Source organism: Mesobacillus maritimus, from assembly GCF_044803185.1.
In the GTDB taxonomy this organism is placed as follows: domain Bacteria; phylum Bacillota; class Bacilli; order Bacillales; family Cytobacillaceae; genus Mesobacillus_B; species Mesobacillus_B maritimus_B.
In genome coordinates this window covers 722,333-737,306 of record NZ_CP085225.1, presented here as the reverse complement: position 1 = coordinate 737,306, position 14,974 = coordinate 722,333, and the positions used below count along the sequence as shown (strand labels likewise).

General features: G+C 38.4%; 16 protein-coding genes. 8 read left to right on the top strand and 8 right to left on the bottom strand.

Going from position 1 to position 14,974, the window contains the following annotated elements:
* Positions 1 to 286 precede the first annotated feature (286 nt).
* The 3 genes from LG336_RS03605 to LG336_RS03595 all read left to right on the top strand — a co-directional run bounded on the left by LG336_RS03605 (position 287) and on the right by LG336_RS03595 (position 1,576).
* Positions 287 to 1,105 (top strand): Cof-type HAD-IIB family hydrolase, encoded by an 819-nt coding sequence (locus LG336_RS03605; RefSeq protein ID WP_404331190.1) that lies wholly within the window; start codon positions 287 to 289, stop codon positions 1,103 to 1,105.
* A 128-nt stretch (positions 1,106 to 1,233) separates the two neighbouring features.
* Positions 1,234 to 1,386 (top strand): hypothetical protein, encoded by a 153-nt coding sequence (locus LG336_RS03600; protein WP_404331189.1) that lies wholly within the window; start codon positions 1,234 to 1,236, stop codon positions 1,384 to 1,386.
* A 1-nt stretch (position 1,387) separates the two neighbouring features.
* Positions 1,388 to 1,576, top strand: a complete 189-nt coding sequence (locus tag LG336_RS03595; protein WP_404331188.1) for a DUF3813 domain-containing protein — start codon at positions 1,388 to 1,390, stop codon at positions 1,574 to 1,576.
* Between the two features lie 202 nt (positions 1,577 to 1,778).
* Here the strand turns inward: LG336_RS03595 and LG336_RS03590 are convergent, their stop codons facing one another.
* Positions 1,779 to 2,522, bottom strand: coding sequence for a BsuPI-related putative proteinase inhibitor (locus LG336_RS03590; RefSeq protein WP_404331187.1), 744 nt, complete (start codon positions 2,520 to 2,522; stop codon positions 1,779 to 1,781).
* A gap of 45 nt (positions 2,523 to 2,567) precedes the next feature.
* Positions 2,568 to 3,410, bottom strand: a complete 843-nt coding sequence (locus LG336_RS03585) for a YitT family protein (RefSeq protein ID WP_404331186.1) — start codon at positions 3,408 to 3,410, stop codon at positions 2,568 to 2,570.
* 222 nt (positions 3,411 to 3,632) lie between these two features.
* Between LG336_RS03585 and LG336_RS03580 the strand changes: the two genes are divergently transcribed.
* A complete protein-coding gene (locus LG336_RS03580) occupies positions 3,633 to 4,493 on the top strand; it encodes a DegV family protein (protein ID WP_404331185.1) in 861 nt (286 codons plus the stop codon).
* Between the two features lie 94 nt (positions 4,494 to 4,587).
* The gene (locus LG336_RS03575) at positions 4,588 to 4,719 is read left to right on the top strand and encodes a DUF3941 domain-containing protein (RefSeq protein ID WP_404331184.1); all 132 of its coding nucleotides are present in this window, start codon (positions 4,588 to 4,590) and stop codon (positions 4,717 to 4,719) included.
* A gap of 78 nt (positions 4,720 to 4,797) precedes the next feature.
* Here the strand turns inward: LG336_RS03575 and LG336_RS03570 are convergent, their stop codons facing one another.
* On the bottom strand, positions 4,798 to 5,661 hold the full coding sequence (locus LG336_RS03570) for a S1 RNA-binding domain-containing protein (RefSeq protein ID WP_404331183.1): 864 nt from the start codon (positions 5,659 to 5,661) through the stop codon (positions 4,798 to 4,800).
* A 109-nt stretch (positions 5,662 to 5,770) separates the two neighbouring features.
* On the opposite strand from LG336_RS03570, the gene LG336_RS03565 reads away from it, so the two are divergent.
* A complete protein-coding gene (locus LG336_RS03565) occupies positions 5,771 to 6,262 on the top strand; it encodes a YajQ family cyclic di-GMP-binding protein (protein WP_404331182.1) in 492 nt (163 codons plus the stop codon).
* A gap of 126 nt (positions 6,263 to 6,388) precedes the next feature.
* A complete protein-coding gene (locus LG336_RS03560) occupies positions 6,389 to 7,252 on the top strand; it encodes an SDR family oxidoreductase (RefSeq protein WP_404331181.1) in 864 nt (287 codons plus the stop codon).
* A 54-nt stretch (positions 7,253 to 7,306) separates the two neighbouring features.
* Here LG336_RS03560 and LG336_RS03555 read toward each other — a convergent pair whose 3' ends face one another.
* On the bottom strand, positions 7,307 to 8,833 hold the full coding sequence (locus tag LG336_RS03555) for an alpha-amylase family glycosyl hydrolase (RefSeq protein WP_404331180.1): 1,527 nt from the start codon (positions 8,831 to 8,833) through the stop codon (positions 7,307 to 7,309).
* Between the two features lie 162 nt (positions 8,834 to 8,995).
* On the bottom strand, positions 8,996 to 10,843 hold the full coding sequence (asnB, locus tag LG336_RS03550) for an asparagine synthase (glutamine-hydrolyzing) (RefSeq protein WP_404331179.1): 1,848 nt from the start codon (positions 10,841 to 10,843) through the stop codon (positions 8,996 to 8,998).
* Between the two features lie 234 nt (positions 10,844 to 11,077).
* Here asnB and LG336_RS03545 point away from each other — a divergent pair, with 234 nt between their 5' ends.
* On the top strand, positions 11,078 to 11,638 hold the full coding sequence (locus tag LG336_RS03545) for a DUF2777 domain-containing protein (protein WP_404333088.1): 561 nt from the start codon (positions 11,078 to 11,080) through the stop codon (positions 11,636 to 11,638).
* 45 nt (positions 11,639 to 11,683) lie between these two features.
* Here LG336_RS03545 and LG336_RS03540 read toward each other — a convergent pair whose 3' ends face one another.
* The 3 genes from LG336_RS03540 to LG336_RS03530 form a co-directional block, all read right to left on the bottom strand.
* On the bottom strand, positions 11,684 to 13,261 hold the full coding sequence (locus LG336_RS03540) for a putative bifunctional diguanylate cyclase/phosphodiesterase (RefSeq protein ID WP_404331178.1): 1,578 nt from the start codon (positions 13,259 to 13,261) through the stop codon (positions 11,684 to 11,686).
* A 309-nt stretch (positions 13,262 to 13,570) separates the two neighbouring features.
* Entirely contained in the window at positions 13,571 to 13,927 is a 357-nt protein-coding gene (locus LG336_RS03535; RefSeq protein ID WP_404331177.1) for a YisL family protein, read from the bottom strand.
* 118 nt (positions 13,928 to 14,045) lie between these two features.
* A complete protein-coding gene (locus LG336_RS03530; RefSeq protein ID WP_404331176.1) occupies positions 14,046 to 14,939 on the bottom strand; it encodes a fumarylacetoacetate hydrolase family protein in 894 nt (297 codons plus the stop codon).
* Positions 14,940 to 14,974: the final 35 nt, after the last annotated feature.

The window sequence follows — 14,974 nt, the reverse complement described above, 5'->3', positions numbered from 1 at the left end:
TACCACTTTTTCAACAGAATTATTTGGCTAACCACCCAAAGTGATTTAGACTTAAGATATAGGTTTGCCTTAAGTGGGAAAAAAAATGTTTTAATTTCTGTTGAAGGAAGTTGTCCTGAATGATTTTTAACTGAAAAAACTGTAATATGGAGAGCATATTGAATGAAGGAGTCATAATTGTATATCTATCTCTCCTTTTCTCCTATAATTTGTCCCCTTACTACTATACATACAATTTAAATTACACCTATAGAATAATGATAAAAGCTAAAAAAAAGGAGCTCTTATGACTGAAAAACATTTAATTGCATTAGACCTAGATGGAACCTTATTAAAAGACGACAAAACCATATCCGAAAAAAATAAACGTGTATTACAAAAAGCGCGCGAGGAAGGGCATATTGTCATGATTGCAACTGGCCGTCCTTTTCGTTCTAGTGAAATGTATTACAATGAGTTAGGACTTGATACCCCCATCGTGAATTTTAATGGTGCATTTGTGCACCATCCTCAAGACCATAAATGGGGTATCCACCATTCACCACTCTCAATTAACGTTGCAAAGGATATTGTAGAAGCTTTAGACTCATTTAAGTTTCATAATATCATCGCTGAGGTCATTGATGATGTTTACTTTCACTATCATGACGAGAAACTTATCGATATCTTTAATCTAGGCGAACCTTCCATAACAACAGGTGATTTACGAAAGTTTCTGAAAAAATCACCAACTAGTATGCTCATTCATACCGAAGAAGACCAGCTTTCAAAAATTCGCAACCACCTATCTGAGGTACATGCCGAGGTGATTGACCATCGAAGTTGGGCTGCTCCTTTTCACGTAATTGAAATTGTCAAATATGGTTTAAATAAGGCTGTTGGGTTGAAAAAAGCAGCCGATTACTTCAATATTCCATCTAGTCGAATTATTGCCTTTGGTGATGAAGATAATGACCTTGACATGCTAGAATATGCAGGGAAAGGGATTGCAATGGGAAATGGTATTTCTGCAGTTAAAAATATCGCCAATGAAGTCACTCTTACCAATGAAGAAGACGGTGTTGGTGCATATTTAAACGATTATTTAAATCTCAAAACTCTTTAGAAACATACCATGCATTATTAGGAAATGGACTGTTGTACTAATCCCTAATGTCTAGAGCATACTAAAAAAGAAGCAGGATTCCTTTGCCTGTTTCGTAGCTTGCTTAGATATTGAATGGAGGGGTAAAAATGGGAAGATCGAGTAAATCTAAACGATTTGTCAAGCAAGGAGCAGACACGGTCTCTAAGCATGACGAGCGCATCCCGTACCATACCACTTACGCTGAAGCTGAAGCAAGGAAAATGTCCAATGACCACGATACTTCTGTGGGAGGGATATAGTATGGGCAACCGCCTCTTTAAGGAAGCGAAAAAGGCTGTTGCAATGGCACAGAACGATGGTTCTAGTAATCAGGAAGCAATCCATCGCGCTGAGAATGCCCTTTCATCCGCCTTTGCCAACTCAACCCTTGCCGAAAAAGAACAGCTACACCAATATCAAGACGAGCTAGATCATCTAAAAGGAAAATAAGAACAGCGCACGCGCATTACTCAACGGCGTACAGTAACCTTTGGGAACTGAAGCTGGTCAATTAAGAAAAAAGCTGACACTATCATCGTGTCAGCTTTTTTCTTTAAGGTTCTGTTCTCAAACATTGTTGCTTTTCGAGCTAAAATAGAACCCTAATGCCATGTTTTTCATTGAAAAATAGTTTTTACGAAAACAGCCTTCTTTAATAAAACTTTTCCAATACAATTGAATAATTGTGAACAATCGTTTCGTTGTCGCGTTCATACAGATTCAATACCAGCGTGCCGTTTTGTGGCAATTGATTTTCTGCTATTTCTAATTCGAGCACAAATGAGCTCCATTCATCTCCGGGAATTTCTTTCTTTGTTTCTTGGATTTGTTGATGGTGCCCATCTTCGACTGTATAGTAGAAGCTCCCGTTCTTTGGCTTTGCTTGACCTTCCACTCGATATAAGCCTCTTTCGCCACTAACCTCTATGTTTTTAAATACAGGATTCTTAGCTGGAACATGTACCATTCTTGAAGTTGACAGCGGCTCGGTTGCCTTTTTGTTTAAGCTTATTGCCTTAAGCTCCGCAGTAACTTGGTAATCCCCTTCAGATAATCCATGGTCCTTCCATGACTCCTGCCAAGAGATTTCCTTATTTGGTTGAAGATCAATTGTTTTTAAAACCTGCGCAAAGGATTTTCCTTTTGAGAATTGATACACCTGTTCATTCGCCTTATTAAAAAGCATGATTTCATATAATTGTGCACTGGCGAACTCTAAATTGATTGGAGTTTTAGTATCATTTCTCAGCACAAGCTCAAACGTCATTTTCTCTGGGGTTGCTACAGCATCAATATAGAAGATTACCCCTTCGGTATTTGGCTTTTCTTCTCCATGAACAGCTGTAATCGGAAAAATCACTAGTAAAATTAGAATAAAAATAAGAGGATTCCTCATTTTCACACCTCAATTCCTTTTTATACTATGTTAGAAGCTGCCTTCTTAGTCCTTTCGGAAAAAACCCAATATCCCAGAGGTTTCAACTATATTCGTAAATGCATGTGGATCGACATCCTTTATGACTCTCTGTAAATCGAAAAGCTCATAACGGGTTATCACAATAAACATCATATCTTTCTCTTCTTCTGTGTACCCACCCTTTGCAGGGACCATTGTAATTCCTCTAGTTAATTTACTATGAATAGCTTTTTTTAGCTCATTTGCCTTCTTAGTCACAATCATAGCAGTTAATTTCTCATGCCTTGTATGAATGGCATCTATAACCCGAGTCGATACATAAAGTTGAACTAAGGTATATAACGCTTTTTCCCATCCATATATGAAACCAGCCGTAATAATAATAATGCTGTTTAAAGTGAAAAAATACGTTCCGACTGGACGATCATTTGTCCTTGAAAGAATCATCGCAACAATGTCCATTCCACCAGTTGATGCCCCCCACTTCAAGGTCAACCCGACACCTACCGCCGCTATCACTCCTCCAAACACGGCGTTTAATAGAATATCTTGTGAAACGTGGATAATCGGCAACAGTTCAAGAAAAAGAGTTGAGAGCAAAACAGAAATGAAGCTATAGATTGTAAAGGACTTCCCAACCTTTTTCCACCCAAGGATAATAACAGGTATATTTAAAAGAAAGAGCAAAATACCTGTTGATAGTTCGAATGGAGTAAATTCATGTAAAATGCTAGACAATAATTGAGCAAGGCCTGTAAACCCACTGGCATAAACATTAGCGGGAATTAAAAAGAAATTCATGGCCATTGCATTTAAGAGTGCTCCGATAAGGACAATAACGAGCTTTTTGGTATGTAACCAGACCATTTCTATCCTCCTAACCTCTAATTCCCTGTTACGGGCTGTTCGCTTTACGTTTGGTTTTCCCTATTTTGCTTAATATCAGTACTTATAATTGTTTTTTTCAAATTTAAGCTTTAAACTAAAAGCATAAAGCGAGAGTCCATCTGTTGTTATACACATAAGGACATGATGGTGGAATTTCTGTCGTTTGAATTAGAAAATAAGTTAGTTAGAAGGTGAATTCTTATGGAAGTGAAAATATTAGCTGATAGCGCTTGTGACTTACCGCTAGAGTTTTATAAACAAAACAATGTGGCTTTAATCCCGTTGAAAGTACTTATAGATGAAAATGAATATGAAGATCTTAGAACCATTCAACCCATTGAAGTGTATGATAGTATCCGGGCAGGAAATCACCCGAAAACTTCACAACCTTCTCAATTAGAGTTTAGGAACGCTTTTGTTGAACTAGCTAAAAAAAACCAACAAGGTATTTACATAGCGTTTACATCTGAATTATCTGGTACCTACCAAACCGCCGTTATGGTTCATGAACAAGTAAAAGAAGAATACCCAAATCTAGATTTAACCATTATTGATTCGAAATGCGCTTCCCTTGGAGTTGGCTTATGTGTCATGGAAGCAGTCCGTCTGGTTAAAAACAACGCCACGAAAGATGAAATCATTAAGGATATAATTTTTAGAAGTAGCCACATGGAACATCTATTTACTGTCGAGGACTTGGATTATCTAGCGAAGGGTGGACGATTATCAAAAGCGTCTGCATTCCTTGGTGGACTGCTTAATATTAAGCCCCTCCTAAATGTCGAGGACGGAAAACTTGTACCCATTGAAAAAATTCGTGGCAAGAAAAAACTCCTAAACCGAATCCTTGAGGTGATGAAGGAAAGAGGAACCAATCTCGAGTCCCAAATTATCGGGATTAGCCATGCTGATGATTTAACCACAGCAAATGAAATGAAAGAAAAAATCATGCAGGAATTTAAACCTAGGGAGGTTGTCATTACTTCCGTCGGGGCAACAATTGGCTCTCATACTGGACCAGGTACTACAGCTTTCTTTTTCTTGAATAAACTGCCATCATAACTTTTCAGGGCCACCTTTTGGTGAGCTCTTTTTGTATACTTCTTAAATAAAAATGACAAGCTAATTTAGAATACAAAATGGAAGGAGAATCATTATGCCACGTACTTCTGATAACGATAAAAAAGCGCAAGACACCAATGCCCTCCGCCATGAAAAGAATATGTTAGCTGAAAAAAACCGCAAAGCAGGTAAACATCAATATTCAAAAAAGACAGACCATCTATAAGCATATCAGGGTAGTAAGGTATGACGGTGATGAGTCCCATGAATAAAGAAGCGGCCAGTTTTGGCCGCTTTTTTTTGCTTATTTTTTGTACGTCCAGCCTTCCTCCTGGTAAACCTTCCCATCCTTCATTAATCTTCCTAGTGCTCGTTTAAAGGATGACTTACTCATAGCAAATCGAGCACTTATATCCTCCGCCATACTTTTATCACCATATGGCATCGCTCCATTTCGTGAATCTAGATACTCCAAAATTTTGGTAGCATCCTCGTCCAGAGCCTCTTGTTTCCTTGGTAAAAGAGAAATATTGACTGTCCCGTCTTCTTTCACATCAATGATTCGTCCTTCAACTTTTTCCCCAACTCTGGGTTCTCTACTCCTTTGCGATTCATGGATAAACCCCTTAAACCCTTCAGCAGTAATCATCCAACTCCCTACTCTTGCAGTTCGATAAATATGCCCATGGACATTTTTATTGAAGTCACTTCTGGTTGCTGGATGAGAGATTTCCTGTATCACTTGATCACTTGCCATCCGGGCATAGATAAGAAAATTTCGGTTAACACGTAAGGTTATATAAAGCATATCTCCCCTTTGGGGCCAAACGGACTCCAAAACAGGCAAATCATCTCTTCCTAGCAAAACGTCCTTGTTAATTCCAATATCTAAAAAAACACCAGTATCTTGCTTTACATCCACTACTGAAACCCAGGCATACTCTCCGACTGTAACATGTGGTTTCATCGTCGTCGCTGCAAGTCTCCCTCTAGAATCTACATATAAAAAAACCTCAACCCGTTCTTCTTCCTCAAACTCACGATTTGTATCATTATCATTATGATGAAGTAGGACATCTTCCTGTCCGTCTGTTAAAAAGTAGCCAAAGTCCGTAATACGGGCTACCGTTAATTCTACTATACGTCCTGTATTTTCTTGTAGAGTCATAATCATCCTCCTGTATGTAAATGGTATTATCCGCTAAAAGTTGTTTGAACTGATTAATTTTACTATAATGAAGCCAGAATGAAAAATGTTTTCGGAGGTTGAGTAAGTTATGTCTAAAGAGAGTTCATTTGATATTGTATCCAAAGTTGACCTATCTGAAGTCACAAATGCAATTAATATTGCCATGAAAGAAATTAGTACTCGTTATGATTTTAAAGGAAGCAAAAGTGATATTAGCCTTGATAAGGAAGAACTTGTCCTTATCTCTGACGATGAGTACAAGCTTGAGCAATTAAAAGATGTCTTGCTTGGAAAGCTAATTAAACGTGGAGTACCTGTAAAAAACCTTGATTACGGTAAAATTGAAGGCGCTTCTGGTGGTACCGTTAGACAACGAGCGAAACTCGTATCAGGTATTGATAAAGAAAATGCCAAAAAGATTACTGCGATTATTAAAAACAGCGGTGTAAAAGTTAAAAGCCAAGTGCAAGATGACCAGGTGCGCGTCACTGGGAAAAGTAGAGATGATCTACAACAAATCATTTCTTTAGTAAAAGAAGCTGATTTGACTGTTGATGTACAGTTCATGAATTATCGTTAATTATCCTATAACTAACCTATGAAAACAGTCCAATCGGGCTGTTTTTTTTTCATATATTTCCACGTTTTTTTCGCCATCTTTTATTGAACATTAATATAATGGACTACCTTATAAGGAGTGACGGATATGGCAAACAAACAGAACAATGAATTTCCTCCCCAACATCAAAACCATCAGCCAGGTACTGAAGATGAAATGCATCCTGACCCTATTTCAGTTGACCCAAACTATAAAGGTTCTGGGAAGCTTAAAAACAAAGTTGCCCTCATCACTGGTGGTGACAGTGGAATCGGGAAAGCAGTGGCGATTTATTTCGCTAAAGAAGGCGCAGATATTGCGATTGTCTATTTGGAAGAAAACGAAGATGCCCGGGACACCCAACAACTAATTGAGCAAGAAGGGCAAAAGTGCCTTCTTATTCCTGGAGATATCGGCAATGAAGATTTTTGTAACGACTGTGTCAACCGAAGTATTAAAGAGCTTGGTAAACTTGATATCCTTGTTAATAATGCGGCAGAGCAGCATCCACAGAAGAGTATCCTAGATATCTCCGCGGATCAGCTTGAAAAGACCTTCCGTACAAATATCTTTTCAATGTTTTACTTAACAAAAGCCGCTTTGCCTCATTTTAAAAAAGGCAGTACGATTATCAATACATCCTCCATTACAGCCTATAAGGGAAATGAGCAGTTGATTGATTACTCTTCGACCAAGGGGGCGATTGTTTCGTTTACTAGGTCTTTGGCTATGTCACTAGCGAAACAAGGAATCCGTGTGAATAGCGTGGCACCAGGACCTATTTGGACACCATTGATTCCTTCGACCTTTTCTGCTGATCAGGTTGCAAGCTTTGGTTCAAACACTCCGTTAGGAAGAGTTGGACAGCCGTTTGAGCTTGCTCCTGCTTATGTCTATCTAGCGAGTGATGATTCTACCTATGTAAGCGGCCAAACCATCCACATCAATGGAGGAACGATAGTAAACAGTTAAAGAAAACGGTTGGACCGAATGCAACCATGGCATTCGGTCCAACCGTCGTTTAAATTAAGAGTTGGCGGTTCCTCTTTTTGCTCTTCTCTTTAGCAGGATGATAAATATGATAAATAAAAGGACAACAACCAACATCGCGGATAGATAGGCGATGTTAATACCAGTTCTCTCAGAAAGTACATATATCTCGGCTTCTTCTCTGTCCAGTACTAGATGGTAGCTTCCCTCGTTACTTCGTACTAAATCCCCGGCAAGCAACCCACGTAATTCCATTTTATCTTTTAAATCATCAGCAGGAACCGTCACATTTTTAGTTCCAGATGTATTATTAATGGCAATCACTGAAATTTCATCTTCATATTCGCGTTTAAACACGGCCATCCCATCTTGTTCGTGTAACAATTCAAATGATCCCCTAGCTAGTGACGGATTTTTCCCACGTATCTCTCCTAATTGTGAGATATAATCAACTAACTCTTTATCGGTCATAAAGTTCATTTGCCCAAAATTCTCTGGAGTCTCTCCCCCATCAAGGGCTATCTCACTTCCATAGAAAACGATAGGGATTCCTGGTGTGGTGTATAAATAAGTTAACGCCATCCGCCATCTTGCACCAGGGTGTTCATTTAAAACAACGGCATCCCTTGTAAATCGTGAGGTATCATGGTTATCCATAAATGTTGTAATTAAGGATGGATTTTGGTAAAGACTTTCCTTTTCCTCAAGGGCTGAAAATAGCCCTGCCATTGACCGATCAGGTTGTGCGAACGCTGCTCTCAAGTTTTCATTAGAAGGATAATCAGCAAACCCGTCTATTCCTGCAGCCTCATACTCCACGATGGAAAATGTATCATTAGACCTTACCTCGCCAAGTAAATAAAAATCCTCTTTGACTGCCTTGACTTCCTCTGAAAATTCTTTCAAAAAGTCAGCAGGAACGTGACCTACGTGATTCAGTCGATAACCATCGATTTTTCCTTCTTCAATCCACCACTTAGCAGCATCTAGAAGGTATTCCCTAACTTCAGGGTTCTCATGATTTAAATCTGGCAAACCAGTAAGCCATTGATTCTCAAGCTCTACTTTGTTATCCCGATTATTTTTAAACCAATCAGATTTTGACGAATCATCCAGCCAAGGATGTTCTGGTCCTACCTGATCTACGACAAAATCAAGTATAATCTTCATATCGCGATCATGAACTTCGTCAACTAGTCTTTTAAATGTTTCCATTGTTCCAAAATGCTCTTCTGGCTTGGAAAAATCATGAATCCAGTATCCATGGTAACCTTTACTCCCATTATCAAAAACAGGGGATAATAGGATGGTGGTAAACCCCATATCCTTTATGTAATCCAACTGTTTGATTATACCTTCAAAATCGCCGCCATGATAGGCTTGTGGGTCTTTTGTGTTTACCTCGAAATCATTGGTATTATCGCCATTATTAAAACGGTCAATCATAATGGAGTAAATCGTTTCATCCTGCCACTTACGCTCTTCTCTTTCCACAGCTGCTGCAGGAAAGGCAATAAATAGAAGTAAGGACATGGTCATGAAAACAAGAATTGTTTTTTTCATCCTGCTTCCTCCTCTAAAATTTCAACAAAAAACGATAGAATCTTTCCTATATTAGAGTATCCCTTGTCCCCTAAGACGTCAAATTAGATCCCCTACAAAAAGCAAAAAACATACCGTGGTATACTCATAATGAAAACCCCGTAATCATTACGGGGTTAAACATCAGTCCACTACATTTACATTATAATCTTTAAACCAGATATGAATTTGAGCGATATGGGCGAGAAGTTGTGGCCCCGTCATTAGCTGACCAAACCAAGGAGCCTTGAAGCTGGATCCATTTGTTTCAATCATTTCTTTTAACTGGTTTCTTTCAAAGAATTCATGCAACGCACTATTAGGGTCTTCCAAATAACTCGTCAACATTTTCTTAACTGCGTCCGTATAGATTGGATTATGGGTTTTAGGATAAGGACTCTTTTTCCTATATAAAACTTCATTTGGTAACAGGCCTTCTAAAGCTTTGCGGAGGATCCCTTTTTCTCTGTCTCCATGCATCTTCATCTCCCATGGAATATTCCATACATACTCTACTAGGCGATGGTCAGCGAAAGGAACACGTACCTCGAGGCTAGCTCCCATACTCATCCGGTCCTTACGGTCTAGCAATGTCGTCATAAACCAAATGATATTCAAATAAAACAGTTCACGCCTTCGAGCTTCCTCCCTTGTTTCTCCGTCGAGACTTGGCACCTCAGCGATGGTATCATTGTACTTTTCCATCATATATTCTTTTAGATTGAGCTTTTGCTGCCACTCACTCCTAAGCAGACCTTGTCTGGAGTCTACCGATCTCATCCATGGAAAACCTGGTCGGTTAAGATCCTCTTCACGACGGAACCATGGGTAGCCCCCAAAGATTTCATCCGCGCATTCTCCTGACAATCCAACAGTAAAATCCTTCTTAATTTCCTTACAAAACCACAAGAGGGAGGAATCTATATCCGCCATTCCAGGCAAGTCACGATAATGAACGGCATCCACAAGATAATCAGCAAGGTCTTGCTGGGAGATGACACAGTTATGATGGACCGTATCAAAAGCACCGGACATTTTTTTGATAAATGCTCCGTCAGAATTAGGCTGGAATTCATTTGCTTTAAAGTGCTCATCATTTCCCTCATAATCAACCGAATACGTATGGAGATTCCCTTTCCCCTCTTTTGCATACTCATTAGCAGCGATAGCAGTTATTGCACTTGAATCTAATCCACCAGATAAGAACGTGGTTAAAGGCACATCGGACACAAGCTGTCTTTTAACCGCATCTGTAAAAAGAAAGCGTACCTTTTCAGCCGTTTCCTCGAGATTATCTTGATGAGTCTCACTCTTGACGTTCCAGTACCTCCAAATATTTAACCCATTTTTAGAAAATGTCAGCGAATGAGCAGGACGGAGTTCTTTAATTCCTTTAAACACACCGCTACCAGGTGTTCGAGACGGGCCAAGACCAAATAATTCACTAAGCCCCTCACGATTAACCTCTGCCCGTATTCCGGGGTTTGCGAGTATGGCCTTTAGCTCAGATCCAAATAAAAGACCACTTGGGGTTTCTGAATAGAATAATGGTTTAACACCTAAGCGATCCCTGCCTATAAATAATTTTTCCGCTGTTTCATCCCATACAGCGAACGCAAATATTCCATTTAAGTATTCAACACAGTTCTCTTCCCATTCCATATATGCAGTTAATAAAACTTCTGTATCAGAATGACCCCTAAAGGAATATCCTTTTAATGAAAGCGTTTTTCGTAAATCTTCTGTATTATAAAGCTCACCATTGTAACAAATGGTATATCGATGTTCGCCTTTCGTTCGGGTCATGGGTTGCTTTCCACCTTCGGGGTCAACGACTACAAGCCGTTTATGCCCAAGAGCAGCGTGGGTATCAAGCCAAACATTTGTATCGTCTGGCCCTCTTTGAGCTAAAGTTTCCGCCATCTGGGTAATCGTCTTATGCTCATTTCTTAAATTTTTCCTGTAATCAATCCATCCTGTTATTCCACACATCTAGCATCCATCCTTTCATAGCGGAACACCCAAATTTGGGCTATGGTTAATAGTATGCAAGAAGATTCTAGATGGTTAATATCCAATCATACAATGTCTGTAAAACTGAAAAATCTGCTCTAACTGAATAGAATGGAATCGTTCAAAATATATAAGATAATTCTTCACAAAGGTTATATTTTTTAATAAAACTGTCTAGAAAGGATGGTGAATAGCTAAATACGGAGGATAATGATGAACCAACAACAGAGATTAAAGCTAATTGAAAAGCAACAACGAGCTTATGAAACCGGCACTATTGAGTTTATCAACCAACAGTGGGTTTTTTTCGATGAAGAAACCGAAGAAGCCTCCCTACTAGATAATTATCTTCATCAAGAAATAGATGTTTTGCGAAGTAAAGTATGGAAAAAAGGATTATTGATTGAGGGTGGCCGAATTCAGTGTGGCAAAGAGACTTTTGAGCTTAAAGACCGTGAAACCATAAGAATTAGGAAGCAATTGATTTACTCTCTCGAAAGGCTGTTAGATGAACTACAAGATGAATCCTTTTTTTACTTTTTAACTACCCTTAACTCCCTTCACTTTTCGATTCATGATTGTATTTACTGCTATAACCACCTGAACTTTTTAAATACAGATGACGGAGCCGGAGGAGTTAATTTTCTAATTTTTGATAACGAAGAGGAAATTTGTAGCATTCAGCACCACTTTGATTACGGAACATCAAGGAATGATCGCTTTGAATTTACACTTAACAGTGGAAAGCGAACAGTAATTGAGAAAATTTCCTAAAGCTGTTCGAAAGAGCCCAAGAGGGCTCTTTCTTTTGCTTCGGTATTAAATTCTAATCTCCCGGTTAGCAAATGCTTCAAATTCATGTGAAGCAAGAGGTTTTTGAATAAAGTAGCCTTGGGCATAATCACATTGCAATTCACGTAGAATATCTGCTTGCTCCCTGGTCTCTACTCCTTCAGCCACAATATCAACTTCAAGCCCCTCTCCCATAGTAATAATTGCTTTTACTATGGCCATATCTATAGGGGTTTCCTGAATATTATTAACAAAGGAACGGTCAATTTTCAGTGAATTAATAGGGAGGCTTCGAAGATAGCTTAATGAGGAATAGCCAGTACCGAAGTCATCGATTGAGATCTTTATCCCCATTTTTTGCAGGGCTCTCATTACTTTTATACTGCTATGCAGCTTTTGGATCATCGCACTTTCTGTAAGTTCAAGTGTCAAATAGTTGGAATCTAGTCCGGAATGTTTGAGGGCTAATCTGACTTCCTGAAAAAATGCAGGATTTTGTAGTTGTTTTCCGGATACATTTACCGCTATCCCTAGATGATGCATCCCTATTTGTTGCCATTTTTTTGTCTGTTGGCAGGCCTCATTCAAAACCCATCGACCAATTTCATCAATTAGGCCTATTTCTTCAGCTAGAGGAATGAACTCAGCTGGTGAAACTAGTCCTAGCCGAGGCTGGTTCCAGCGTATAAGCGCTTCATTAGCAATAATCGTACCATTCTCTAAATCTATTACTGGCTGATAACAAAGAAAAAACTCACTTCTCTTTAGTGCTTTTCGCAAGTAATTTTCTAGTTCAAACCGTGATAAGATTTTCTGTTTCATTTCTGTCTCATAGAAGGTAATTCTATTACCACCAAGTTGCTTAGATTTATTCATTGCAGTATCTGCATTTTTCAAGAGAGATTGTTCGTCAAGACCATCTTTTGGGTAAAAGCTTATTCCGATACTAGCCGTAAGCATAACCTCTTGCTCTAAATATTTTAATGGTTCAGCAATTTTTTCAAGGATTTCATTGGCCAACTTCAGCACAGCCTGAATATTGGTTACCTTGGTAACCAAAAGGGAAAATTTATCTCCCGTAAACCTACCAAGAAAGGACCCGGTTGGAATTTTCATCTTCAACCTTAATGCCATCTCTTTAAGAATGAAATCGCCAGTGGTATAGCCTAGACTATCATTAATATTCTTAAAGCGATCCATGTCAATAATCAATAAAGCAAACTGTTTATTAGTATGAGGAATACCTAACCTTATGATTTGTTCAAGATGTTCTGTGAAATTCATTTTGTTAGCTAGCCCTGTTTCCAAATCATAATATGCTAGCTTAAAGATTTTCTCCTCTAGCAACGTAAAGGATAGGAATGCCTTTCCTCCAGAAAAAATAGGCTGAAAGTTTTTAGCTTCAGATTTTATAATTGTTGCAGAAGGAAATTGTTGCTTCAATTGGTTAGTTACAGTTAGATAATGGCTCTCTTCCCTAGAAGAAATTTGGATTAGAAGGTTGGGGACATCCATCAAACCATGCTCTTTTAGAAAAGAATCCAACTGTACATCATTCTCATAAACGCAAGAAAAAGTCTTCGCCATGACGATCTCCATTTTCATGTGATTTCCCCAATATCCCTATCTCTTAAATTACCATACTTTCATCGAATTTATTAGTGTATAAAAAAGGCTGTTTTCGTAAAGATTGTTGTTAAAATTGTAAAAATCTTAAAGCCGATTTTAACGCAAGATAAGCTATTTTGTACGTTACAGTATGTATGCAAGCTCTCTTCTCAAAATTAAAATGCTATTTTTTAGAGAAACAAAGCCTCATCCATCCCATATTGTATCCAAAAGCAACAAAGTTTGAGAAAAGAGCCATAAAAAAAGAAACGCTGACAAATTATCAGCGTTTTTCTTCTGTAAGTATTAAAATAAATCAGTGCCAAGAGGCAGTGAGAACCCAAGATAAAGGACAAGCAATAAAGCGATAATGAATTGAATCCATAACACCCTTGTAGGCTCGCCCTTAGCTGTACGGCCTAAAATAATTTCAATCATAGCAATAACCCAAAGGCCAACTGCCACTTTTAAAATATAAAGAAAACTAATATTTGCTAGACTAAAAATGAGTCCCAAGCCTGTAGCAAGGATTAAAATGTACAAGACTCTTAATATCATTTTTAACACTTTAAAACCTTTTTCTTTCCCACTTTTATGCAACCCTAATGCAACAAAAAACAAAATAATGGCTAAAAACCATGTGGTCATATGAGCATGTACCATTGAAAAGTTGCCTCCTATATAAAAATTCTTCATTATCATATCACAGAAGGCGAGAAAAACCTAAAAATATGATAGTAGAAATTAGCAAGAATAACATTATATCAATGATTATCTCAAATCAGTCACCAACAGTATTTTCTAATGTACCAATACCCTCAATTGTGATTTCAACTTTATCTCCAGCTTTTAAGAAGCGTGGGGGATTATAGCCTGATCCTACTCCTGCTGGTGTACCGGTTGAGATGATGTCTCCTGGCTCGAGTGTCATTCCCTTGGATAATTCTGAAATAATCGTTTCGATTGAAAAGATAAAATGCTCTGTATTGGAGGATTGCCTTACCTCCCCGTTCACCTTTGTTACAATGTCTAACTGGTTTGGGTTTGCAACCGCAGAAGCATGAACAATACATGGACCAATCGGACAAGAGTCATCTAAACTTTTCCCAATAAAGTATTGTTTATGCTTAAACTGTAAATCCCGTGCAGTTATATCATTAATGATGGTATAGCCAAAAATATGGTCGAGCGCCTCTTCTTTTTTTATTCCTTTACCTTGTTTTCCTATGACGATAGCGAGCTCCCCTTCATAATCAAGACTCTCAGTTACCTCACTATGTACTGGAACCTTTTTCCCATGACCAGTTACAGTTGTGGGGGCTTTCGTAAACACCAAAATATCTTCAGGGATATCTTCTTTACTTCCCAGTTCAAGTGCATGGTCAATATAGTTCTTTCCTACACAAAAAATATTTTTGCTAGGTCTTGGAATTGGAGCTAGTAGCTCTACAGAACTTAAGGGTATAAATAAATCCTCTGTCGCAGCATTCAGCACTGTTTGCACATAATCAATAAATTGTGCTCCAGATGAAATACAATCAATCATATTTTCTGGACAATTGTTTGTACCGGATAGCTTTTGTTCAGCTAGTCCTAAAGGCAGCACTTTATCTCCAGTTTCGTGCAATAATCCTACAAACACCCCATTCACATCTTTTGCCGTTACTAGTTTCATAAGAATATCGACTCCTCCAGTTGATTATTTCAAAT

What these genes read in the sequence shown, in the direction of transcription:
- LG336_RS03605 (WP_404331190.1), top strand. Translation starts at nt 287, where the DNA reads ATGACTGAAAAACATTTAATTGCATTAGACCTAGATGGAACCTTATTA.
- LG336_RS03600 (WP_404331189.1), top strand. Translation starts at nt 1,234, where the DNA reads ATGGGAAGATCGAGTAAATCTAAACGATTTGTCAAGCAAGGAGCAGAC.
- LG336_RS03595 (WP_404331188.1), top strand. Translation starts at nt 1,388, where the DNA reads ATGGGCAACCGCCTCTTTAAGGAAGCGAAAAAGGCTGTTGCAATGGCA.
- LG336_RS03590 (WP_404331187.1), bottom strand. Translation starts at nt 2,522, where the DNA reads ATGAGGAATCCTCTTATTTTTATTCTAATTTTACTAGTGATTTTTCCG.
- LG336_RS03585 (WP_404331186.1), bottom strand. Translation starts at nt 3,410, where the DNA reads ATGGTCTGGTTACATACCAAAAAGCTCGTTATTGTCCTTATCGGAGCA.
- LG336_RS03580 (WP_404331185.1), top strand. Translation starts at nt 3,633, where the DNA reads ATGGAAGTGAAAATATTAGCTGATAGCGCTTGTGACTTACCGCTAGAG.
- LG336_RS03575 (WP_404331184.1), top strand. Translation starts at nt 4,588, where the DNA reads ATGCCACGTACTTCTGATAACGATAAAAAAGCGCAAGACACCAATGCC.
- LG336_RS03570 (WP_404331183.1), bottom strand. Translation starts at nt 5,661, where the DNA reads ATGACTCTACAAGAAAATACAGGACGTATAGTAGAATTAACGGTAGCC.
- LG336_RS03565 (WP_404331182.1), top strand. Translation starts at nt 5,771, where the DNA reads ATGTCTAAAGAGAGTTCATTTGATATTGTATCCAAAGTTGACCTATCT.
- LG336_RS03560 (WP_404331181.1), top strand. Translation starts at nt 6,389, where the DNA reads ATGGCAAACAAACAGAACAATGAATTTCCTCCCCAACATCAAAACCAT.
- LG336_RS03555 (WP_404331180.1), bottom strand. Translation starts at nt 8,833, where the DNA reads ATGAAAAAAACAATTCTTGTTTTCATGACCATGTCCTTACTTCTATTT.
- asnB (WP_404331179.1), bottom strand. Translation starts at nt 10,843, where the DNA reads ATGTGTGGAATAACAGGATGGATTGATTACAGGAAAAATTTAAGAAAT.
- LG336_RS03545 (WP_404333088.1), top strand. Translation starts at nt 11,078, where the DNA reads ATGAACCAACAACAGAGATTAAAGCTAATTGAAAAGCAACAACGAGCT.
- LG336_RS03540 (WP_404331178.1), bottom strand. Translation starts at nt 13,261, where the DNA reads ATGAAAATGGAGATCGTCATGGCGAAGACTTTTTCTTGCGTTTATGAG.
- LG336_RS03535 (WP_404331177.1), bottom strand. Translation starts at nt 13,927, where the DNA reads ATGGTACATGCTCATATGACCACATGGTTTTTAGCCATTATTTTGTTT.
- LG336_RS03530 (WP_404331176.1), bottom strand. Translation starts at nt 14,939, where the DNA reads ATGAAACTAGTAACGGCAAAAGATGTGAATGGGGTGTTTGTAGGATTA.